Raw genomic sequence first — 20,874 nt, forward strand, 5'->3', positions numbered from 1 at the left:
ACAATTGAATCCGTTAAAAAAACTTTTTAAACAGACCTTTATTTACGGTTTGGCAACGGTATTGCCCAGAATGCTCTCGTTTCTTTTAACGCCCTTATATGTTACTGTTCTTCCTACGTTTGAGTATGGAAGGGTTTCTATTATTTTTGCCTGGTTTGCTATTTTTAATGTGCTACTTGCCTATGGTATGGAAACCGCTTTTTTTCGTTTTTATCACGATGCAGCTCAAAATAGAAAAACGGTGGTTACTACCTCTTTAATGTCTATTGGTGGTACTTCCTTACTATTTATGCTCCTTGCTTTTATATTTAAAGGAGCTATTTCATCCTTTAGCGATATAGACCCCAAATTTATTACGTATGCTATATTTATCCTAGTCCTAGATGCTTTGGTGATTATCCCATTTTCCTGGTTAAGAGCTAATGAGAAACCTATGCGTTATGCCTTGGTAAAGATTACCAATGTGTTCATCAACCTTGGGTTGAATTGTTTTTTTCTCTTGGCACTTCCTGTTATCGTCGAAAGGGCTCCTGATTCTATTTTAAGCGGCCTCTACAAGCCTAACTTTGAAATCTCCTACATCTTTATTTCAATGCTCGTGGCGAGCGCTGTAACCTTATTATTGATGTTGAGGCTATATTTGAGGCGGCCGTATGTGTTCGATCGCATCTTATGGTCAAGTATGATGAAATATGCATCACCCGTATTGATTGCCGGTATAGCCTTTGCCATCAATGAAGTTTTTGATCGTATTATGTTGGAATGGCTTCTTCCAGAAGATATCGCAGAGAGCGAAATTGGTAAATATTCTGCTTGTTATAAGATCACCTTGTTTATGACCCTCTTTGCAACCGCATTTAGAATGGGCATTGAACCTTTCTTTTTTAGTCATTCAAAAAGTGAGAACCCTCAAAAGGCCTATGCGCAGATCACCAATTATTTCGTGATCTTGGGAAGTGTGATTTTATTATCCGTAGTGGTATTTGCAGATTTGTTGAAAAGGGTGATTGTTCCTAATTCTGATTATTGGGAAGCCATGTCCGTAGTCCCTATTATTTTATTGGCTAGCTTTTGCTTAGGGATCTACCATAATCTTTCAGTATGGTATAAGGTCACTGATCGTACTAAAATTGGAGCCTATATTTCTATTATTGGGGCCATCCTCACTATTGTCGTAAATTATGTCTTTATTCCCTATTTTGGATACAGTGCTTCTGCAGTGGCCACCTTATTAGCATATAGCGTCATGATGTTGTTGTCTTTCTATTTTGGTAATATGTACTATCCTATCCCTTATAATTTTCGTAAAATTGTATTCTATTTATCCATATCGACTACTTTTTCCATTATGTCTTTTTATCTATTTGATAGAAATCTCCTCATAGGAATTGTACTTTTGTTGTTGTTCTTTGGGATGGTCATGAAAATGGAAAAAGAACAGTTAAAAAAAATATTTCTTAAAAAATGAATATCAAGATAATCAATACGTCCAATCACCCATTACCACATTATGAGACGTTGGCATCGGCCGGCATGGATTTGCGCGCGAGTATAACAGAGGCAATCACGCTACAGCCAATGGACAGAGCTATTGTGCCTACTGGCCTATTTATAGAGTTACCTGTGGGCTATGAGGCACAAGTAAGACCTAGAAGTGGTTTGGCTGCCAAGAAAGGGGTAACGGTGTTAAATGCGCCTGGGACCGTGGATGCGGACTATAGAGGAGAAATAGGCGTAATTTTGGTGAATTTGTCCAATATGCCTTTCATTGTTGAGAACGGAGAGCGAATCGCCCAATTGGTCATAGCTAAACATGAACGTGCTGATTGGAAGCTAGTGCAGGAGTTGACTGAAACGGAAAGGGGAGAGGGAGGCTTTGGTAGTACTGGTGTAAAATAAGGACCACCTTAATTTGAGTGCTATCCAAGCCATCAAACACAAACCACACAATAATATATTTCCTTGTTTGGAAAGAACTATAAATAAAGTAATATCATGAAGATTATTGTACCTATGGCGGGCAGAGGATCCCGTTTAAGACCACATACATTAACCGTACCCAAACCATTAATACCAGTGGCTGGTAAGCCCATCGTACACAGATTGGTGAGTGACATCGCTAAAGTCCTTGGGGAAGATATAGAGGAGGTTGCCTTTATCTTAGGGGATCCTGCTTTTTTTGGAGAGGATGTAGTACAGAGTTTAAAAGAGTTAGCTCAAAGCTTAGGAGCCAAAGCTTCTATTTACCGTCAAGACCAGCCTCTGGGAACAGGTCATGCCATCATGGCGGCTAAGGATTCCTTGAGCGGACCCGCTGTTATTGCTTATGCGGATACCTTAATAAGGGCGGATTTTGATCTGGATAAATCTGTAGATAGTGTTATTTGGGTAAAACAAGTAGACCATCCTGAAGCCTATGGGGTAGTAAAATTGAACGAAAGTGGAAATATTGTGGAGTTAGTGGAGAAGCCCGCATCGTTCGTATCTGATTTGGCTGTTATAGGGATTTATTACTTTAAGGATGTTGCCGTTTTAAAAAATGAGCTTCAATACGTGTTAGACAATAATATAGTAAATGGTGGTGAGTACCAGATCAACGATGGGATTAAGCGAATGATGGAAAAGGGCATGAAATTTGCTCCTGGTAAGGTAGAGGAATGGATGGATTGTGGCAATAAAAATGTTACCGTAGAGACTAATAGGCGTATGCTGGGGTTTTTGGAAAAAGACGGTGAAAAATTGGTATCAGATACGGTTACCTTGCAAAATGCTCAAATAATTGGGCCGTGCTTTATAGGGCAACACGTAGTTTTGAAAAACACTACAGTTGGCCCTTATGTGTCCATTGGGGATCATACCGTGGTTGAAAACTCTACCATAAAGAATAGTCTTATACAAAATAGCAATAAGATTAGTAATGCTAATTTAGATAATGCTATGGTCGGTAACCATGTTGTTTTCAATGGTAATTTTGAGACCATTAGTATTGGGGATTATTCCGTCATGGAATAGTAAATTCTCAGAAAGGAAGTAGGTTATGAAAAAACAACTGCATTTTCTTTTTCTTTTAACAGCGGTTTTTGTGATCGCGGGGCAAGTCATGGCTCAAGAACCTGAGGAAAGTGCAGAATTGACTTTGGAAACGAATTTAGATGAATTTCAAGAGAAGTTTTTTGAAGCCTTAAAACAAAAGGGAATTGAAAATTATGATCGTGCCATCAATCTATTTCTAGAATGTAAGGCGATGGATGAGACTAATCCGGTCATAAATCATGAGCTTGCCAAAAGCTACGCTCTTAATAAGGATTTTATCAACGCACAGATCTATGTTCTGGAGGCGATAAACAAGAACCCTGAAAATTTCTGGTACGTACACACCCTTATAGAGATCCTAGATAGGCAAGGTAGTACGTTTGATGCTGTTAGGGCATTGATACCCTATAGCAACGAGGTTTTAAGGGAGCACTTAGCCCAAATCTATTATGATCGCCAGAACTTTGATAATGCCCTCTTTGTTTTAGAAGGATTAAAAAAAACGAATGCCATCACCATATTGAGGATGAAAATAGCCGATGCCAAAGGGGGTGCGAGCTCCATGGAAGCCGAGGAAGAAAATGAACAATCCGTTGAAAAGGAAGTAAACCCAATGGAGATGTATACCAATAGGATAGCGAAACTTATTGAAAATGCAGATTTTAAGCAGTTGGATGAGAGCTCTAAAGAAGCGCTGGAATTATTTCCGCTACAGCCCTATTTCTATTATACCAAAGGTTTGGCAATGAGTAAGTTAGGTAAGCTTAAAGCAGCGGTTTCCATAATGGAAGAAGGATTAGACTATTTGTTGGATGACCAAGAACTTGCTAATAAATTTTATAAAGAATTGACATCCACCTTTAAAGCATTGGGAAATTCTTCAAAGGCAAATATGTATCTTAGCAAAATAAAAATAGGTTCCTAAATATAATGAAAATGAGTTTTTTAAAAATACCAAAATTGATGGTTTATAGCCTTTTTGCGTTGTTGGTATTTTCTTGTAAATCCAATAAGGTTTTAACCGATGGCACGTTAGATGCCAATTTATCTGCAAAGACGATTATAAAGAATCACTATAACAATCAGATCAATTTTAGAACCTTGAGTGGAAAAATGAAGATTGATTATTCCGATGGGGAATCGTCCCAAGGAGTTAGTGTTAGTTTGCGTATGGAAAAGGATAAGGCCATATGGATCAGTGCACCTTTAGGTGTCGTAAAGGCTTATATTACCCCAGAAAGAGTCAGTTTCTATAACAAGCTAGACAATGAGTATTTTGATGGAGATTTTTTGTACTTAAGCAATTTATTGGGAGTGGAGCTCAATTTTGAAAAAGTTCAAAATATGTTACTGGGAGAAGCGCTTTTTGATCTAAAGGATGGAAAGTATGATACGTCTATAAGCCAGAATAACTACCAGTTGAAGCCTAAGAAATCTTTAGATCTTTTAAAGACCTTGTTTGAAATAGAGCCGAAGAATTTTAAAATGGCGACCCAACAGATAGCACAACCCTTAAAGAAGAGAATCTTACAAATACAATATAGAAACTATCAAAGTGTGGATAAGAAGGTGCTGCCCAACGAAATAGGAATACTTGCTATTGACGGGGATAAGAGCAATACGATATCAATAGAATATCGCAATATTGAGTTTAACAGATCAGTTAATTTTCCATATAAAATACCAAATGGTTTTAAAGAGATAGTATTGAAGTAGTATGAATAGTAAGCCCTTGATTCGTATATCTCTAAAATTGTGTATAGTTCTTTTCATAGGGACAGGAGCACTTGCGCAAACTAATGAGCAAAAAGCGCTAGAGGCAAAGCGAGAACAACTTCAAAAAGAAATTAAAAGTATTAATAGATTGTTGTTTGCAGAGAAAAAGCAAAAGGGCACTGTTTTGGAACAGATGGAGGCTCTGGAACAAAAAATAAATGTGCTCCAACAGTTGATCAATGTGACCAATCAACAGTCTAACCTGCTCAATAGACAGGTCAATACAAATATCAGGAATATTTCTAAGCTTAGGGATGATTTAGAATCCCTCAAAGAGGATTATGCAACCATGATCCAAAAGTCATATCAAAATAAGTCACAACAGAGTAGGTTGATGTTTTTATTGTCTTCAGAAAATTTCTTTCAAGCTTTTAAAAGGTTACAATACTTAAAACAGTATACCCAATATAGAAAAGAGCAGGGAGTACAAATTGCTGTAAAGGCAGATGAATTGACCCAATTAAACAGAGATCTCACAGAGCAACGCAAGGTAAAGGAGAAATTGGTGGCTGAAAATTTGGTAGCCAAAAATGAATTACAAGCGGAAAGGGCAGACCAACAAGGTCTTTTGGCCACGATTCGCAAGAACGAAAATAAGTATTCTGCAGCCATTCTTAAGAAAAGTCAGGAAACAAAAAAAATTGATCAGCAGATAGATGAACTTATCCGTAGTGCTATTGCTGCCAGCAATAAAAAGGCTGGTGGGAGTAGTAACAGTATCAAGTTTGTATTGACGCCAGAGGCCATCATTGTTGCAAATAATTTTTCTGCCAATAAGGGCAAATTGGATTGGCCGGTTGAAAGGGGGATCGTTAGTCGTGGTTTTGGTGTATATAACGACGCGGTCTATCCAGGCATAAAGCACCAAAACAATGGAGTTATCATAGCTACGGACGAAGGGTCCAAGGCACGTTCTATTTTTGAAGGGGAAGTTATTGGTATTATGGCGGTGCCAGGAGGAAATATGGGTGTGCAGGTGAAACATGGTAATTACATCAGTACCTATTACAACTTATCTAAACTGTTTGTAAAGAAAGGGGATAGGGTATCTAGAAAAGAGGAGTTGGGTGAAATTTATACGAATCGGTCTAATGGACAAACCCAGCTTAAGTTCTACCTTTATCAAGATGCCAATAGATTAAATCCTGAAGAATGGATCTATCGCCTTTAAGTGATAGTTAATTTAATGACTGCCTTAAAGCACTCAGGATTGAAAATACAGAAGTAACTTACTCCTCCATAAAAAGCGCACGAAGCTCTGTAGCCTCTTTTGGCTTCATTTTACCGGCTAGTACCAGGCTTAGCTGCTTTCTTCTCAAAGCTGCAGCAAAACGCTGCTTTTCTAGCTCTGTCTCCGCTTCAAGTTTGGGTACCGCTGTGGGTTTACCAGTATCATCAACGGCAACGAAGGTATATATAGCCTCGTTAGCTTTAGTACGTTCTCCGCTGAAGCGATCTTCCATCCAAACATCTATAAAAACCTCCATTGATGTGGAGAAGGCTCTAGAAACGGCTGCCTCTACAGTTACCACACTACCGAGTGGTACAGCCCTATTAAAGGCAACGTGATTGACGGAGGCGGTTACCACAATTCTTCGGCTATGTCGGCGCGCGGCAATACTTGCCGCCCTATCCATACGGGCAAGAAGTTCACCTCCAAATAAATTATTCAATGGGTTGGTTTCGCTTGGAAGCACCAAATCGGTCATAATAGTCCTTGAATCACTAGGAGTCTTAGCCTGCATACTTAAATTTTTTGCAAAGATACACCTATAATGCGGTGCAAAAAGAAGAAGTGGAATTATTCTTGGAACAACCAAGCATCGCTGGATTCCGTTCGTTTTATTTGTCTTAAGTATTGTAGAGCCTCCTCCACATTGGTAAAACTGCCATAGGCTACAAGGTGTAGGCCATGTTTGTTGATTCCTAAATTGGAGGCTTCAAATCCTTTTTCTGTTAACTGAGCCACCTTTTTATCGGCATTTTCCTGCGCTCTGAATCCACCGGCAACAATATGGTAGTGAACCTGGTTCTTTTTAGTTATTTCCAATTTTAAAGCTGGCAGTTCCAAAGGAGCTGTATTGAAGAATGTTGCTTCCTGTATGTTTCTCGCAACTTGTTCTTGGGCTTCTTCCTGAACCAATTGCAGGTCGTTTATAGTATTGTTGTAAAAACGCAAACCAGTAAGACCAGTGGCAAAAGCCAATAGTATTACAGCTGCATATTTTAAATAGGGTCTTAATCCATTAGATTGCTCCCTGACTTCAGGAGTAATCATAAAAGGAATTTTATCTTCTATTTCCAACACCTCTTCTTTAAGGACTTCCCTAACCACAGGGGCAGTAACAAAAGAGGAAAGACCAAATGAGGTAGTCAAATAATTTACCTGGTTGGAAGGTTGAAATTGTATTTTTTGGTCTTTATTTTCCCAAACTTCACCAACATTGGGCAAAGTCAGGCGCTTGCCATCTTTTAAGGTCTGTTTCCAAGCACTAGATTCTTTTTCAATGCGTTGTAGCATTTCTTCATAGGAAACTTTCTCAGATTCTGCCATATAGGACACCAATAATCCATCATTGGAAGAGAGTTGGCCATTAAAGGACAGCACTTTTGAAGGAGGGGAAAAGGAATGGGAGTTACTATGGATCACGGCAGATTTCATCTGAGTAAGAAATCCACCAAATCCGGGCATAATTACGCAATTGTAGCGATATAGTAGCTCTGCTATGTATTGTTCAGTTCCCATGGCGACAAATATTGTCATAAATTTAGCCTTTTCAAAACCTATCACCTAACTTTTTATTAACATTTTATTTTCAGTATTTTCAGTGAAATTAGAACTAAGCACAAATCACTAGTGATGAATTGATTGCGGTTTTGAGGCTTCAGAGCATTCCGAATATGGGCGATGTTACTGCAAAAAAATTAATTTCACATTGTGGAAGTGCCGAAGAGGTTTTTAGAAACAAAGCTCGCCATTTGTTAAAAATAGATGGTATTGGCAGTCATGCCCTTCGGAACTTACAGGATAAAGTTTATCATGAAGCGGCTATTGCAGAATTGGAGTTCATTCAAAGACAAAACATAGCGTATACTTATTTTAACGATTTGGATTACCCATCGTACCTTAAACATTGCATAGATAGTCCCATCTTACTCTTTAAAAGGGGTGCCATTGACCTTCAGGGAAGAAAGGTGATTAGTGTTGTCGGAACAAGGAACATAACAAGTTATGGGACTGCTTTTTGTTTCACAGACTAATTGGTCTCTCAGAACCTTATTGATAAACTAGGCTTGGCTAAAAATTATACTTTGTCGACATAATCAAATCATATACCTCCTAGGCAAACTATTAATAAGAAACGAGGAGGCTGGTAGTAGTCCTATTCTTAATAGCCTAATTTATTTCTCACTTTTGCTAAGACGCTGTCTGCTACTTTTTTTGCTTTTTCAGCGCCCAATGACAAAGCTTCATCCACTTCTTCCAAGTGGTTCATATAGTAATCGAACTTTTCACGGGCCTCTCCAAACGTGTCTATTATAACTTCATACAAAGCTTGCTTGGCATTCCCGTAACCGTAATTGCCATTTAAATAATTGGCTCTCATTTCGGCCACTTTATCGGCAGAAGCCAATATTTTGTAAAGGGCAAAAACGTTATCCGTGTCTGGATCTTTAGGATCTTCCATTGGTGTACTATCCGTTTGGATACCCATAATCTGTTTGCGTAATTTTTTATCAGTTTGAAATAGATCAATCAGATTGCCTTTGCTTTTACTCATCTTGGCACCGTCCGTTCCAGGAACATACATGGTTTCTTCTTGCACTTTGGCTTCGGGCATTACAAAGGTTTCTCCTAATTGGGCATGAAAACGAGATGCCACATCTCTAGTCATCTCTATGTGTTGTAATTGATCTTTACCCACAGGCACAATTTCTGCATCATACAGTAAAATATCCGCAGCCATTAACATTGGATAGGAAAAAAGTCCTGCATTTACATCTTCCAAACGATCTGCCTTATCTTTAAAGGAATGGGCTAGGGTTAACCTTTGGTATGGAAAAAAACAGCTCAGATACCAACTCAATTCTGTCACTTGTGGAATATCGCTCTGCCTATAAAAAACAGTTTTGTTGATATCCAAACCAAAGGCCAACCAAGTCGCTGCAGTGGCGTAGGTGTTGTGCCTCAAGGTTTTTCCATCTTTTATTTGTGTCAAAGAATGCATGTCTGCAATAAATAAAAATGAATCGTTTTTTGGGTCTTGTGCCATTTTTATGGCTGGCTTTATAGCTCCTAATATATTTCCCAGGTGCGGGGTTCCTGTACTTTGTATACCCGTTAAAATTCTAGACATTTGCTGTGTTTCAAAGAATCGCAAAGGTAAAATAAATACTAAAACACAATTCAAATTGTTACTTTTGATTTTATGTTTTCAATTTTGAAAAAACTCGGGCATATTCTTTACCGTATTTGGTTCTATATTTTGGTGGCCCTACCTATCTTATTGTTTCTGCCTTTTTTGGTGTTTTTTTCGATTTCGGAAAAATGGTATCCCCAATTCTTTTGGATGGCGCGTAATATTTGGGCCAATACCATTTTGTACGGGATGGGATGTGTCCCAAGAATTTGTTATGATGAAAAATTGGAGCGTGGAAAGAGCTTTATGTTGGTGGCCAACCACACGAGTATGCTCGATATTATGATGATGTTGAGGGTGAGTAGTACACCCTTTGTATTTGTTGGTAAAAAAGAGTTGGTAAATATCCCGTTGTTCGGTTTCTTTTATAAAAGGGTCTGCATTATGGTAGATAGAGAGGATACAAGAAGTAGGACTAATGTATATAGAAGGGCACAAAAGAGATTGAATCAAGGGCTCAGCATCTGTATTTTTCCCGAAGGTGGGGTACCGGAAGAACATATCCTATTAGATTCTTTCAAGGATGGGGCTTTTAAAATGGCTATTGCTCATAAGATTCCAGTGGTTCCCATTACATTTTACGATAATAAAAATCGATTTTCATTTACCTTTTATAGTGGAGGGCCAGGAAGAACCAGAGGTAAGGTGCATAGGTTTATAAATACAGCGCATTTGGGTGAGGTCGACAAAAGAAGTCTACGCGATGATGTGAGGGCGGTTATCTTAAGAGATCTTGAAAAGGATTTGGTCCCCAAGCAATCCAAATAAAAAACGATCGGTACAAATAAAATTACTCGTCGTTTTTTATTTATACTCCTGTAGGAATGTAGTTAAAGGACAACTTTAAAACTTAAAGTTAAAGCCACTATAGATGCCAATGGAGAAGGGGTTAAAATCTCCAGCAGTATTGGAAAAGGTATTCAGGTGATATTTAAATACCGGTTCAATATTCAATTTTATTTTAGGCGTAAACTTATAATTTAGACCAAAACCAATATTGGAACTAAAGTTGATATCATTAATATTGTTGGCCTCGCCTATCTGCGTATTTAAGCCGTCAGCTTCCAGAATTACTGCGTTATTGGTTAAGAACAAGGAACTAAAGCCTCCTACAAGGCTAATTCCAAAATCCTTGTCCAAAAGTGCGTAATTTAATTCTAACGGAATTTCTAAATATCCAAACTGTTGTATCATGCTTCCATTTCTTGAGGGTGTCTTTCCAGAAATTTCCCCCTGTATGTTAGAAGCAGGCTTGGTGTTGCTAGTGCTTACTACAATTATATTGCTGGCGTTGGCCGAATAACTAATATTGGTTAAACTACTGTTGTTAGCCGCCGCAAAGGAGGAGGTAAATGCAACGTCATTAGTGTTATAGCCATAATCTACTTTGTGAACCCCAGAACGAACACTTAATTTTTTGCTCACCTCATAGGAAACAAAGACTCCATAACTGAGGTTTACATTACCCGATTTTGAGTTGGAAGTAAATTCTGGGTGAATAGAGGAGCCAGAACCGAAGCCATTGAAATATACGGGAGCAACGCTTGGTTCCACGGACCATTTATTTGAATTAGCGGCTACAATTGCCTTATCCTTTTCTTCTGTATTTATTTCATCGTAGACCGACTTTTTATCCGATAGAGTTCCGTTATTTTTAGGTTCTTGACCTGCAATTTCTAAAGCTTCAGAATTTAAAGAATGAGGGGATAAGATATTTTTATTGTTGTCTGTGTCCAAAATAGTTGCTGCAGGGGTGTTTTTTTTAAGGCTTTCATTGATTGCTGCAACTATGTTTCCCTTTGCTGTCTGACCAGTCATTTTGGAAGGGTCACTTAGGTTTATAGGGGCAATAGCTTTTTCTTTTTTATTGTTTTGGGTAGTGCTTATTACATTATTGGATACACGATTATTTGTTTTTGGCGTGGATTGATTTTCAGTTGATGTTGATGTCCAAGCATTTTCTTCGTTTTTGGTTCCCGTCAAACCATCCTTAGGCTTATTTTGACTTTTTTCAGAGATTTCAGTATTTGTTAGGGTTCCCTTCTGGATTTCTAAATTCCTATCTTCATTTTCATCAACAACTTCTAGTGCTTCTAGATTCCTTTGCTCTGTATCTGTTATAATTGTATTGATGTTTAGGTCTGTAGCATTAGGTTGAACTATGTAAAAAAGAATTGCTACTAAGGCGGCCACGCCTCCAATAGTCCACCAAAGTGGCACTATGCGTCTCGATTTACTATGAGTATCCAGAGAAGTCTCAATAGACTTCCAAACCTTATCGTTTGGCAGTTCATGTAAATCTGTGAGTTTCTCTTGAAACAAGTTGTCTAAATTCTTTTTCATTGCTATCTATACCATCGCTTATAAAGCAATATTTATTATTTCTTTTTCTATTTTTTCCTTCAAGAGTATGCGTGCCCTAGCCAAATTAGACTTGGAGGTCCCAACAGAGGTCCCTAATAATTCTGCAATTTCTTTGTGGCTGTAACCGTCCAAAACATAGAGGTTAAAGGTTAACCTATATTTATTGGGCAAATCCTGGATGTATTTTAACAAAACAGGGAGTTCTACCTCTATATATCCAGTTTCAACTGGAGTTTCTTCTTCAACATTATCAATTAGTACATATAGGTATTCTTCTTTCCTATATTTCTGTAGCACGGTGTTCACGGTGACCCTTTTTAACCAACCATCAAATGAGCCTTTAAATTGATATTGGTCAATTTTCTTGAAAATAGTCATAAAACTGTCGTGAAGGTTATCCTCAGCTTCAGTTTTATTTCGCGAATATTTTAAACAAACCCCAAACAGTTTGCCAGCATACTGTTTATACAGTTGCTCCTGCGCATTTCTATTGCCTTTTTTGCAATTATGTACGAGCTCTTTTAAACTCAAAGTGCGTGTTGGATTGTTTGTGTTCTACATTCTGTTTTTATTCTGTGGTTACTGGAACTTCTATTTCCAAATATTCCGATTCACCATTTTCATTTTCACCCGTCCAAAATCTAAAGACGTATGTATCTGTGTAAAGTACCAAAAAATTAAATGATACATTAAATTCTTCCGAAATTTCTGCACAACTGCCATCATTGGGAAATGTAGATCCCACTACTACAACATCTCTAGCAGTCGTATCCAATTTAGCTACATCAAAGCCCTCAAAATAGGTACATTCATTAGGACGCTGATAAGTTACATTAATTTGATAGGTCTCATTAACTTTAAAAGACGGCGGGAGTTCTACACTCGCAACAGCTAGGGAAACATAAAAGAAGTCAGAAGCATCATCTTCATCACAAGAACTGAAAGTGATGGTGGTTAAAACGATTAAAAATAAGCACAGAGCCCGTTTCATAATATTTTAGTGTTTTAACAAAAGATGGGATGCCAACATAAAGGTTGCGTATAAAACGACAAAATCCCGATTTAATCGGGATTCTGTATTATTTTTTAACTGCTTTGATGGCTTCTGTGATTTTACCTTCCAGTTCTTCCAGCAACTCTGGATTATCGTGCAGGAGGTTTTTGAGAGCATCTCTTCCCTGTCCAAGTTTGGTGTCGCCATAACTGAACCAAGAGCCGCTCTTCTTTATTATCTCATACTCTACACCTAAATCTACTATTTCTCCTACTTTGGAAATTCCTTCACCATACATAATATCAAATTCTGTAGTTCTAAAAGGAGGTGCAACTTTATTTTTAACCACTTTTACCCTAGTCTTGTTTCCCTGAACATTACCGTCAGTATCTTTTATTTGGGTAGATCTTCTAATGTCCAACCTAACCGATGCATAAAACTTAAGGGCATTACCACCTGTAGTGGTTTCAGGATTACCGAACATAACCCCAATCTTTTCCCTTAACTGGTTAATAAAGATAACCGTACATTTTGTCTTGCTTATGGATCCCGTAAGTTTACGAAGGGCTTGAGACATCAACCTTGCGTGAAGACCCATTTTTGAGTCGCCCATTTCCCCCTCAATTTCACTCTTTGGGGTAAGAGCAGCAACGGAGTCTATAACCACAATATCAATGGCTCCTGATCGAATTAGGTTGTCTGCAATTTCTAGGGCTTGCTCTCCATGATCGGGTTGGGATATAATCAGGTTGTCTATATCGACCCCTAATTTTTGTGCATAAAAACGGTCAAATGCGTGTTCTGCATCAATAAAAGCTGCTATACCACCTAATTTTTGAGCTTCTGCCATGGCATGAAGGGTCAACGTGGTCTTACCAGAGGATTCAGGACCATAAATTTCAATGACCCTACCTCTTGGGTAGCCACCTACACCCAAAGCAATATCTAAACCTAAAGATCCAGAAGGAATGACCTCCACATCTTGGGCAACACTATCTCCCATCTTCATAACAGTCCCTTTTCCGTAGGTCTTGTCTAACTTGTCTAGTGTAAGTTTTAGTGCTTTTAATTTTGCGTCTTTTTCAGTGCTCATGTATCTTTTTATTAGGTCTGCTAAATTACCATTTCTTTTTTCATATTACAATGGAGAAGCAACCTTTTTGGAAAAGCTGCATCCTTATAACAACTAACTCAATTTAATGGTCCATATTTTATATTTGGATTATATAAGTCGACCTCTAGCTAAGAGTCTATTGAAAAAGAAACACCGTCAGTGGTTGACTATAAAAGGGCCCAGGATCTATCCGGGGCCCTTTTTATATTTTCTAAAAGCAAGAATGACTATTTTTGCACTTTCTCGAGAAGGTCGGGACTAATCTTTAACTTAAAATATTGGTATAGCATGCAACTGTACAATACATTAAGCGCAAAGGAAAGGGAAATTCTTATAGAAGAGGCCGGTAAAGACCGTCTTACTATTTCTTTCTACAAATATGCGCACATCGGGAATCCTGAGATTTTTAGAAATCATTTGTTTATCAACTGGGACTCTTTAGAAGTGTTGGGAAGGATTTATGTTGCCAAAGAAGGTATCAATGCCCAATTGTCCGTGCCTGCTGAAAAATTCGACGCCTTTAACGCCCACCTTGATACCATTACATTTTTAGAGAATGTTCGCCTCAATATTGCTATAGAACACAACAACAAATCATTTTTGAAATTAAAGGTAAAGGTGCGTAATCAAATTGTAGCGGACGGGTTGAATGATGGTACTTTTGATGTGACCAACAAGGGGATTCATGTAGATGCACAGATGTTTAATACGTTGATGGAAGATCCTGATACCGTTTTGGTAGATATGCGAAACCATTATGAGAGTGAGATTGGGCATTTTAAAAATGCCATTACCCCGGACGTAGATACCTTTAGGGATTCTTTGGATATTATTGAAAGGGATTTGGCCGATCATAAGGAAGATAAAAAATTGGTTATGTATTGTACTGGAGGTATTCGCTGTGAAAAGGCAAGCGCTTATTATAAGCACAAAGGATTTAAGCAAGTGTATCAACTTGAAGGGGGAATTATTGAATACACCAGGCAAGTGGAAAACAAAAAATTGGAAAACAAATTTTTGGGAAAAAACTTTGTTTTTGATCATCGTAGGGGAGAGCGTATATCGGATGATGTGATTGCAAATTGCCATCAATGCGGCAATCCCTGTGATACTCATGTCAATTGTGCCAATGAAGCTTGTCACTTGTTGTTTATACAATGTGAAGCATGCGCCAAGACAATGGATAGTTGCTGTTCTGACGATTGTAAAGAAATCCACGCCTTACCTTTCGAGGAGCAAAAGAAACTTAGAAAAGGAAAAGAGGTCAGCAATAAAATCTTCAAAAAAGGAAGGTCTGAGGTCCTTAAGTTTAAAAAATAGGGTTCTCAAGTTCGAGGTGTCATTTTTTAGAATTCTGTTGTATAAGATAAAGGGCATTCTTAGTAGTATAAAGGGTAAATTACGCTGTAGACTGCTAAGGCTGAAGGTAGTGTTCAATTGTAGGGATTATTTCGGTTCTGCCACAAATTATACTATCTTTACGTTCAAGTAATTATTTATGAACCTTTTTTAGTAATAGCCATGGCTATTTGCTAAATCAATATATAAAATATGGGTTGTAGCAGTTGTTCAACTGGTAAAGACGGACAGCCGCGTGGATGCAAGAACAATGGTACTTGTGGCACCGATGGTTGTAACAAACTGACAGTTTTTGATTGGCTTTCTAATATGTCGCTTCCGAACGGACAAAAACCGTTTGATTGTGTGGAAGTGCGCTTTAAAAATAGCAGGAAAGAATTCTTTAGAAATTCTGATAATATTACGCTTTCAATAGGTGATATAGTTGCCACACAGTCCAAAACAGGACATGATATTGGCATGGTCACCCTTACCGGAGAATTGGTAAAGGTGCAGATGAAAAAGAAAAAGGAAGATCATAACGATATGGAACTTCCTAAAATTTATCGTAAAGCCTCCCAAAAAGACATCGATATCTGGCAGAAATGTAGGGACCGGGAAGAAGAAATCAAAAAACGGGCCCGAGAAATTGCCATTGCAGTCAATTTGCAAATGAAAATCTCAGACGTGGAATTTCAGGGCGATGGTTCCAAAGCTACGTTTTACTATACCGCCGAAGAAAGGGTAGATTTCAGGCAGTTGATTAAGGATATGGCCAAGGCCTTTTCCATCCGTATAGAAATGAGGCAAATAGGGTACAGACAAGAGGCACAACGCCTTGGTGGGATCGGCTCTTGCGGTCGTGAATTATGCTGTTCTACCTGGCTGACAGATTTTAGATCAGTAAGTACGGCAGCTGCACGTTACCAACAATTGTCCCTTAATCCACAAAAATTAGCTGGCCAATGTGGAAAGCTTAAATGTTGCTTAAATTATGAGTTGGATGTATACTTAGACGCCTTAAAGGATTTTCCATCCCAAGAATCAAGGATTGCCACCGAAAAAGGGGTCGCTTTTTGTCAAAAAGTAGATATTTTTAAAAGCATGCTCTGGTTTTCCTACAGGGACGAGCCTGCCAATTGGCACGCCTTGACCAAGGATCAAGTCAATGAGATACTTGCAAAAAATAAGAATAACGAGAAAATTGTAAGCTTGGAGGAATATGCGGTGGACAATGATGTGGTGACCCTTGAAAAAGAAAAAGTTTTTGAAAATGTCGTGGGACAAGATAGCCTAACGCGTTTCGATAAACCAAAGCAAAAACGAAAAAGGAATAAAGGCCAAAACCAAAACGACAAGCGTAGAAATAACAAAAAACGACCCGCTGATAATGCCTAAGAATATCTTTTCGATTCTTGTATTCATGGTGTTGGTTTCCTGTGAAACGAACACTGTCCGATCGGAATTTAAAGCTACTAATGATGGCTTTTGGAACAAGGACAATACCATATCCTTTACGTTTACTGAACAAGACACCATCTCTAAAAATAATATCTTTATTACTATCAGAAATGATGAAACCTATTCCTACAGTAATCTGTTTTTGATTGCGGAACTAAATTTTCCTACTGGTGAGACCATTAAAGACACTCTTGAATATGAGATGTCTAGGCCTAACGGAGAATGGCTTGGTACTGGTAGTGGGAGTCTTAAAGAAAATAAATTATGGTATAAAGAGAACGTCGTTTTTCCAATGAAGGGCGTGTATACTATAGAAATTTCCCATGCCATGAGAAAAAATGGCACTGTAGACGGGGTTATGGATCTCAAGGGAATAACAGACGTCGGTTTTCAAATAGAAAAAAGTAAGTAATGGCAGCGGCTCCAAAGAAAAAAAAGAACACTAATTTTTCCAAGTATATTAAATGGTTTTGGATCCTGTTTGCCTCCGGTATTGGGGCAGTGGCACTTATTTTTTTATTGGCCTCTTGGGATGTCTTTGGGGAACTTCCTTCCTTTGACCGCTTGGAAAACCCACAGACCAATTTGGCAACCGAAATCATTTCCTCCGATGGGAAAACATTGGGCAAATTGTATTTGGATGACAACAGGACCCCTGTAGTTTATTCAGAATTGCCGCAGAATTTAGTGGATGCCCTAGTGGCAACAGAAGATGCCAGATACTACGAGCATTCGGGGATAGATGCCAGGGGAACTTTAAGGGCAGTCGCCTATCTGGGAACCAAAGGCGGTGCCAGTACCATTACACAACAGTTAGCAAGACAATTGTTTGTTGGGGTGCGCTCCAATAACATTTTTGAAACCATTACCCAAAAAATAAAAGAGTGGGTCATTGCCATTCGATTGGAACGCCAGTATACCAAGGATGAAATCATAGCCATGTACATGAACATCTATGATTTTGGATACGCAGCTGATGGGATACGATCTGCCTCTAAAATCTATTTTGGCAAGGAGCCAAGAGACCTTAAGATTGAAGAATCTGCCGTATTGGTAGGCATGCTTAAAAATTCCTCTTTGTACAACCCAATTAGACGGGAAGAGTTAGTGTTCAACCGAAGGAATACCGTCTTGGAGCAAATGGCAAAATACGATTTTATCTCCCAGGCTGTGAGGGATTCTTTACAGGCTACAAAAATGGATATTAATTTTAATCCAGAATCACATCGTGAGGGGCTGGCCACCTATTTTAGAATGTACGCTCAGGGCTTTTTAAATAAATGGGTAAAGGATAATCCAAAACCTGATGGGGAGCGATATAATATTTATTTGGACGGATTAAAAGTGTATACCACTATTGATTCTCGCATGCAGGAAAATGCAGAAGAGGCAGTACAGGAACACATGAAAAGATTACAGGCAGAATTCTTTCACCAGAATACCCCTGATAGAAATAGAACGGCTCCTTTTTTGGACATTACCCCAGAAGAAGTAAACGGTATTTTAGAACGAGCGATAAAATCTTCTGAAAGATGGAGAATTATGAAGAATGAAGGGAAATCTGAAAAAGAGATTAGAAACTCCTTTAAGATGCCGACAGAAATGACAGTATTTAATTGGAATAGTCCCACAAAGGAAAAAGATACCATACTTACTCCTCTTGATTCTATAAGGTATTACAAATCCTTTTTAAGGACCGCAATGATGTCCATGGAACCGCAAACAGGGCATGTAAAAGCTTGGGTTGGAGGTTTAAATTACAAACATTTCCAATACGATAACGTAATTCAAGGCGCACGTCAGGTAGGCTCCACTTTTAAGCCTATTGTATATGCCGCGGCCATAGATCAATTGCGATTATCACCATGTGATGTTCTCTCCGATATTCAATATTGTATTGAAGCCCACAAACACGGCAACATGGAAGCATGGTGTCCTTCCAATTCAGACGGTAAATATTCAGGGGAAAATATGACCCTAAAGTACGCCTTGGCCAATTCCGTAAATACTATTACTGCCCAACTGATGGACCGTATTGGTCCTAAATCTGTAGTAACCATTGCGAAAAATTTAGGAATCACCTCTAATATTCCAGAAGTGCCTTCTATAGCCTTAGGAACACCTGACATAAATGTATATGAAATGGTTGGGGCTTATGGCACTTTTGCTAACCAAGGAGTGTATGTTAAACCTGTAATGATTAGCAGGATAGAAGATAAGAACGGGACAGTGCTTTATGAGTATGTGCCAGAAACAAGGGATGTTCTCAGTAAGGATGTAGCGTATGCTATGGTCAATTTATTGGAAGGGGTTACACAGGGAGGATCAGGAACACGGTTAAGGACCACTGGGGCTAAAGATCAATCGGTTTATAAAGAAGTTGTAACGGGTTATCCCTATGAATTTAAAAACCCAATAGCCGGAAAAACGGGAACCACACAAAACCAAAGTGATGGATGGTTTATGGGAATGGTCCCTAATCTGGTGACCGGAGTTTGGGTTGGTGGAGAAGAGAGAGCCATACATTTTAAAGGTATTGCTTATGGTCAGGGAGCCTCTATGGCACTGCCCATTTGGGGACTTTATATGAAAAAGAATTATGCCAACAAAGATTTAGGAATTTCCGAAGGGGCATTCGAAATACCTGAGGAGATGAGCATAAATATAGATTGTAACAAATCTTCGAACGCTGCAATGGACAAGAAAAAACCTGGAGATGATTTGGATGATTTGGATTTCTAGTACAAGTAAGCTGTAATATTTCAATCTATATTTCTTCTGCCAAACCTTAAACTTAAATACGCCTAGTTTAAGTATGTTTTTTGTAAATTACTTTCACTAAACTTCAGTATATGATATCTAAAACAGTTGAATCTGTAGAAGAGGCCTTAAAGGGTGTAAAGGATGGAATGACCTTAATGTTAGGTGGTTTTGGACTCTGCGGGATTCCAGAAAATGCAATAAATACACTTGTGCAGATAGGAATAAAGGATCTCACTTGTATTTCCAATAATGCGGGCGTAGACGATTTTGGTCTTGGCTTACTATTACACAAACATCAAGTAAAAAAAATGATTTCCTCTTATGTAGGGGAGAACGATGAGTTTGAGCGCCAAATGTTGAGCGGGGAGCTCGAAGTGGAACTAACACCCCAAGGGACCTTAGCAGAAAAATGTAGGGCAGCACAATCTGGTTTTCCTGCGTTTTATACGCCTGCAGGGTACGGCACGGAGGTTGCAGAAGGAAAGGAGATCCGTGAATTCAACGGTAAAATGTATGTATTGGAAGAAGCTTTTAAGGCCGATTTTGCCTTCGTTAAGGCATGGAAAGGGGATGAGGCTGGAAATCTTATTTTTAAAGGAACAGCTAGAAACTTCAATCCTTGCATGTGTGGAGCTGCAAAAATAACAGTCGCTGAGGTAGAGGAGCTTTTGCCTGCGGGTGCTTTAGATCCAAACGAGATACATGTACCAGGGATCTTTGTGAATAGAATATTTCAAGGGAAGGCCTATGAGAAAAGAATTGAACAACGAACCGTAAGACAAAGATCATAGTATGCTAGATAAAAACGGAATAGCTAAGCGAATTGCGAAGGAAGTTAAGGACGGGTATTATGTTAACTTGGGTATCGGGATACCCACTTTGGTAGCCAATTTTGTTCGCAACGATATACATGTAGAATTTCAAAGTGAGAATGGTGTTTTGGGTATGGGTCCCTTTCCGTTAGATGGAGAGGAAGATGCAGATATTATCAATGCGGGAAAACAGACTATTACCACCTTACCTGGAGCTTCGTTTTTTGATTCTGCAACAAGTTTTGGAATGATCAGGGGACAACATGTAGACCTTACCATTCTCGGGGCAATGGAGGTTTCGGAGAATGGGGATATTGCGAATTGGAAAATCCCAGGCAAAATGGTAAAAGGCATGGGAGGTGCGATGGATTTGGTGGCTTCAGCTGAAAACATTATCGTAGCGATGATGCATACCAACAAGGCAGGGGAATCTAAATTGTTAAAAAAATGTACTCTCCCTTTAACTGGTGTGGGCTGTGTTAAGAAAATAGTAACCAATTTGGCCGTCTTGGAAGTGACACCTAAGGGATTTAAATTATTGGAAACTGCACCGGGGATCAGCGTTGAAGATGTTAAAAAAGCGACTGAAGGCACCTTGATCATAGAAGGAGAAGTTCCTGAAATGATGCTTTAAAATAATTGTCATAGGTAGTTCATCGGACACACCTAATATTTTAATTTTTTTGCCACATTTTGGAGTAAGTTCACAACAATAATTTTGATATTTCCATAAAAAAAAATATATTTAGGGCGAACTTAAAAATTAAACCCCAAATTTAATTTTTGCCTAAATTCATG

Annotated in this window: 21 protein-coding genes; 14 read left to right on the plus strand and 7 right to left on the minus strand. The window is 38.6% G+C overall.

Features of this window, described 5'->3' with window-relative positions; all coding sequences use genetic code 11:
• Positions 1–4 precede the first annotated feature (4 nt).
• The 6 genes from ABXZ36_RS02850 to ABXZ36_RS02875 all read left to right on the plus strand — a co-directional run bounded on the left by ABXZ36_RS02850 (position 5) and on the right by ABXZ36_RS02875 (position 5,980).
• Complete coding sequence (locus ABXZ36_RS02850) at positions 5–1,468, plus strand: lipopolysaccharide biosynthesis protein (protein ID WP_354613953.1); 1,464 nt, start codon at positions 5–7, stop codon at positions 1,466–1,468.
• Positions 1,465–1,899 carry a dUTP diphosphatase gene (dut, locus tag ABXZ36_RS02855; RefSeq protein WP_354613954.1) on the plus strand — a complete coding sequence of 145 codons (435 nt, stop codon included), beginning with the start codon at positions 1,465–1,467 and terminating at the stop codon, positions 1,897–1,899. The genes ABXZ36_RS02850 and dut overlap by 4 nt, the downstream gene beginning before the upstream one ends.
• Before the next feature lie 96 nt (positions 1,900–1,995).
• Positions 1,996–3,012 (plus strand): sugar phosphate nucleotidyltransferase, encoded by a 1,017-nt coding sequence (locus ABXZ36_RS02860; RefSeq protein ID WP_354613955.1) that lies wholly within the window; start codon positions 1,996–1,998, stop codon positions 3,010–3,012.
• Between the two features lie 25 nt (positions 3,013–3,037).
• Complete coding sequence (locus ABXZ36_RS02865; protein ID WP_354613956.1) at positions 3,038–3,958, plus strand: tetratricopeptide repeat protein; 921 nt, start codon at positions 3,038–3,040, stop codon at positions 3,956–3,958.
• Between the two features lie 11 nt (positions 3,959–3,969).
• Positions 3,970–4,749 carry a lipoprotein insertase outer membrane protein LolB1 gene (gene lolB1, locus ABXZ36_RS02870; protein ID WP_354613957.1) on the plus strand — a complete coding sequence of 260 codons (780 nt, stop codon included), beginning with the start codon at positions 3,970–3,972 and terminating at the stop codon, positions 4,747–4,749.
• Between the two features lies 1 nt (position 4,750).
• Positions 4,751–5,980: a murein hydrolase activator EnvC family protein gene (locus tag ABXZ36_RS02875; RefSeq protein WP_435601990.1), complete on the plus strand. Its 1,230-nt coding sequence runs from the start codon at positions 4,751–4,753 to the stop codon at positions 5,978–5,980.
• A gap of 58 nt (positions 5,981–6,038) precedes the next feature.
• Here the strand turns inward: ABXZ36_RS02875 and ABXZ36_RS02880 are convergent, their stop codons facing one another.
• Positions 6,039–6,554 (minus strand): acyl-CoA thioesterase, encoded by a 516-nt coding sequence (locus tag ABXZ36_RS02880; protein WP_354613959.1) that lies wholly within the window; start codon positions 6,552–6,554, stop codon positions 6,039–6,041.
• Positions 6,555–6,610: 56 nt separating this feature from the next.
• Complete coding sequence (locus ABXZ36_RS02885; RefSeq protein WP_354613960.1) at positions 6,611–7,573, minus strand: HU domain-containing protein; 963 nt, start codon at positions 7,571–7,573, stop codon at positions 6,611–6,613.
• Between the two features lie 137 nt (positions 7,574–7,710).
• Between ABXZ36_RS02885 and ABXZ36_RS02890 the strand changes: the two genes are divergently transcribed.
• A complete protein-coding gene (locus ABXZ36_RS02890) occupies positions 7,711–8,070 on the plus strand; it encodes a DNA-processing protein DprA (protein WP_354613961.1) in 360 nt (119 codons plus the stop codon).
• Between the two features lie 128 nt (positions 8,071–8,198).
• Here the strand turns inward: ABXZ36_RS02890 and trpS are convergent, their stop codons facing one another.
• Entirely contained in the window at positions 8,199–9,167 is a 969-nt protein-coding gene (gene trpS / locus ABXZ36_RS02895) for a tryptophan--tRNA ligase (RefSeq protein WP_354613962.1), read from the minus strand.
• Positions 9,168–9,239: 72 nt separating this feature from the next.
• Between trpS and ABXZ36_RS02900 the strand changes: the two genes are divergently transcribed.
• On the plus strand, positions 9,240–9,998 hold the full coding sequence (locus tag ABXZ36_RS02900) for a lysophospholipid acyltransferase family protein (protein ID WP_354613963.1): 759 nt from the start codon (positions 9,240–9,242) through the stop codon (positions 9,996–9,998).
• 75 nt (positions 9,999–10,073) lie between these two features.
• Here ABXZ36_RS02900 and ABXZ36_RS02905 read toward each other — a convergent pair whose 3' ends face one another.
• The 4 genes from ABXZ36_RS02905 to recA all read right to left on the minus strand — a co-directional run bounded on the left by ABXZ36_RS02905 (position 10,074) and on the right by recA (position 13,681).
• Positions 10,074–11,573, minus strand: a complete 1,500-nt coding sequence (locus tag ABXZ36_RS02905; RefSeq protein WP_354613964.1) for an outer membrane beta-barrel protein — start codon at positions 11,571–11,573, stop codon at positions 10,074–10,076.
• An 18-nt stretch (positions 11,574–11,591) separates the two neighbouring features.
• On the minus strand, positions 11,592–12,125 hold the full coding sequence (locus ABXZ36_RS02910; protein ID WP_354613965.1) for an RNA polymerase sigma factor: 534 nt from the start codon (positions 12,123–12,125) through the stop codon (positions 11,592–11,594).
• 37 nt (positions 12,126–12,162) lie between these two features.
• A complete protein-coding gene (locus ABXZ36_RS02915) occupies positions 12,163–12,585 on the minus strand; it encodes a hypothetical protein (RefSeq protein WP_354613966.1) in 423 nt (140 codons plus the stop codon).
• Positions 12,586–12,673: 88 nt separating this feature from the next.
• On the minus strand, positions 12,674–13,681 hold the full coding sequence (gene recA / locus ABXZ36_RS02920) for a recombinase RecA (RefSeq protein ID WP_354613967.1): 1,008 nt from the start codon (positions 13,679–13,681) through the stop codon (positions 12,674–12,676).
• Between the two features lie 309 nt (positions 13,682–13,990).
• Here recA and trhO point away from each other — a divergent pair, with 309 nt between their 5' ends.
• From trhO to ABXZ36_RS02950, 6 genes are all read left to right on the plus strand, one after another.
• On the plus strand, positions 13,991–15,022 hold the full coding sequence (gene trhO / locus ABXZ36_RS02925; protein ID WP_354613968.1) for an oxygen-dependent tRNA uridine(34) hydroxylase TrhO: 1,032 nt from the start codon (positions 13,991–13,993) through the stop codon (positions 15,020–15,022).
• 231 nt (positions 15,023–15,253) lie between these two features.
• Positions 15,254–16,438 carry a PSP1 domain-containing protein gene (locus tag ABXZ36_RS02930; protein WP_354613969.1) on the plus strand — a complete coding sequence of 395 codons (1,185 nt, stop codon included), beginning with the start codon at positions 15,254–15,256 and terminating at the stop codon, positions 16,436–16,438.
• A complete protein-coding gene (locus ABXZ36_RS02935; RefSeq protein ID WP_354613970.1) occupies positions 16,431–16,913 on the plus strand; it encodes a gliding motility lipoprotein GldH in 483 nt (160 codons plus the stop codon). The genes ABXZ36_RS02930 and ABXZ36_RS02935 overlap by 8 nt, the downstream gene beginning before the upstream one ends.
• Entirely contained in the window at positions 16,913–19,243 is a 2,331-nt protein-coding gene (locus tag ABXZ36_RS02940; RefSeq protein WP_354613971.1) for a penicillin-binding protein 1A, read from the plus strand. Before ABXZ36_RS02935 ends, ABXZ36_RS02940 begins: the two co-directional genes overlap by 1 nt.
• Before the next feature lie 110 nt (positions 19,244–19,353).
• On the plus strand, positions 19,354–20,055 hold the full coding sequence (locus ABXZ36_RS02945) for a CoA transferase subunit A (protein ID WP_354613972.1): 702 nt from the start codon (positions 19,354–19,356) through the stop codon (positions 20,053–20,055).
• Between the two features lies 1 nt (position 20,056).
• On the plus strand, positions 20,057–20,710 hold the full coding sequence (locus tag ABXZ36_RS02950) for a CoA transferase subunit B (protein ID WP_354613973.1): 654 nt from the start codon (positions 20,057–20,059) through the stop codon (positions 20,708–20,710).
• Positions 20,711–20,874 lie beyond the last annotated feature (164 nt).

This window comes from Sediminicola arcticus, from assembly GCF_040566695.1.
Classification (GTDB): Bacteria; Bacteroidota; Bacteroidia; order Flavobacteriales; family Flavobacteriaceae; genus Sediminicola; species Sediminicola arcticus.

What these genes read in the sequence shown, in the direction of transcription:
- dut (WP_354613954.1), top strand. Translation starts at nt 1,465, where the DNA reads ATGAATATCAAGATAATCAATACGTCCAATCACCCATTACCACATTAT.
- ABXZ36_RS02860 (WP_354613955.1), top strand. Translation starts at nt 1,996, where the DNA reads ATGAAGATTATTGTACCTATGGCGGGCAGAGGATCCCGTTTAAGACCA.
- ABXZ36_RS02865 (WP_354613956.1), top strand. Translation starts at nt 3,038, where the DNA reads ATGAAAAAACAACTGCATTTTCTTTTTCTTTTAACAGCGGTTTTTGTG.
- lolB1 (WP_354613957.1), top strand. Translation starts at nt 3,970, where the DNA reads ATGAGTTTTTTAAAAATACCAAAATTGATGGTTTATAGCCTTTTTGCG.
- ABXZ36_RS02875 (WP_435601990.1), top strand. Translation starts at nt 4,751, where the DNA reads ATGAATAGTAAGCCCTTGATTCGTATATCTCTAAAATTGTGTATAGTT.
- ABXZ36_RS02880 (WP_354613959.1), bottom strand. Translation starts at nt 6,554, where the DNA reads ATGCAGGCTAAGACTCCTAGTGATTCAAGGACTATTATGACCGATTTG.
- ABXZ36_RS02885 (WP_354613960.1), bottom strand. Translation starts at nt 7,573, where the DNA reads ATGACAATATTTGTCGCCATGGGAACTGAACAATACATAGCAGAGCTA.
- ABXZ36_RS02890 (WP_354613961.1), top strand. Translation starts at nt 7,711, where the DNA reads ATGGGCGATGTTACTGCAAAAAAATTAATTTCACATTGTGGAAGTGCC.
- trpS (WP_354613962.1), bottom strand. Translation starts at nt 9,167, where the DNA reads ATGTCTAGAATTTTAACGGGTATACAAAGTACAGGAACCCCGCACCTG.
- ABXZ36_RS02900 (WP_354613963.1), top strand. Translation starts at nt 9,240, where the DNA reads ATGTTTTCAATTTTGAAAAAACTCGGGCATATTCTTTACCGTATTTGG.
- ABXZ36_RS02905 (WP_354613964.1), bottom strand. Translation starts at nt 11,573, where the DNA reads ATGAAAAAGAATTTAGACAACTTGTTTCAAGAGAAACTCACAGATTTA.
- ABXZ36_RS02915 (WP_354613966.1), bottom strand. Translation starts at nt 12,585, where the DNA reads ATGAAACGGGCTCTGTGCTTATTTTTAATCGTTTTAACCACCATCACT.
- recA (WP_354613967.1), bottom strand. Translation starts at nt 13,681, where the DNA reads ATGAGCACTGAAAAAGACGCAAAATTAAAAGCACTAAAACTTACACTA.
- trhO (WP_354613968.1), top strand. Translation starts at nt 13,991, where the DNA reads ATGCAACTGTACAATACATTAAGCGCAAAGGAAAGGGAAATTCTTATA.
- ABXZ36_RS02930 (WP_354613969.1), top strand. Translation starts at nt 15,254, where the DNA reads ATGGGTTGTAGCAGTTGTTCAACTGGTAAAGACGGACAGCCGCGTGGA.
- ABXZ36_RS02935 (WP_354613970.1), top strand. Translation starts at nt 16,431, where the DNA reads ATGCCTAAGAATATCTTTTCGATTCTTGTATTCATGGTGTTGGTTTCC.
- ABXZ36_RS02940 (WP_354613971.1), top strand. Translation starts at nt 16,913, where the DNA reads ATGGCAGCGGCTCCAAAGAAAAAAAAGAACACTAATTTTTCCAAGTAT.
- ABXZ36_RS02945 (WP_354613972.1), top strand. Translation starts at nt 19,354, where the DNA reads ATGATATCTAAAACAGTTGAATCTGTAGAAGAGGCCTTAAAGGGTGTA.
- ABXZ36_RS02950 (WP_354613973.1), top strand. Translation starts at nt 20,057, where the DNA reads ATGCTAGATAAAAACGGAATAGCTAAGCGAATTGCGAAGGAAGTTAAG.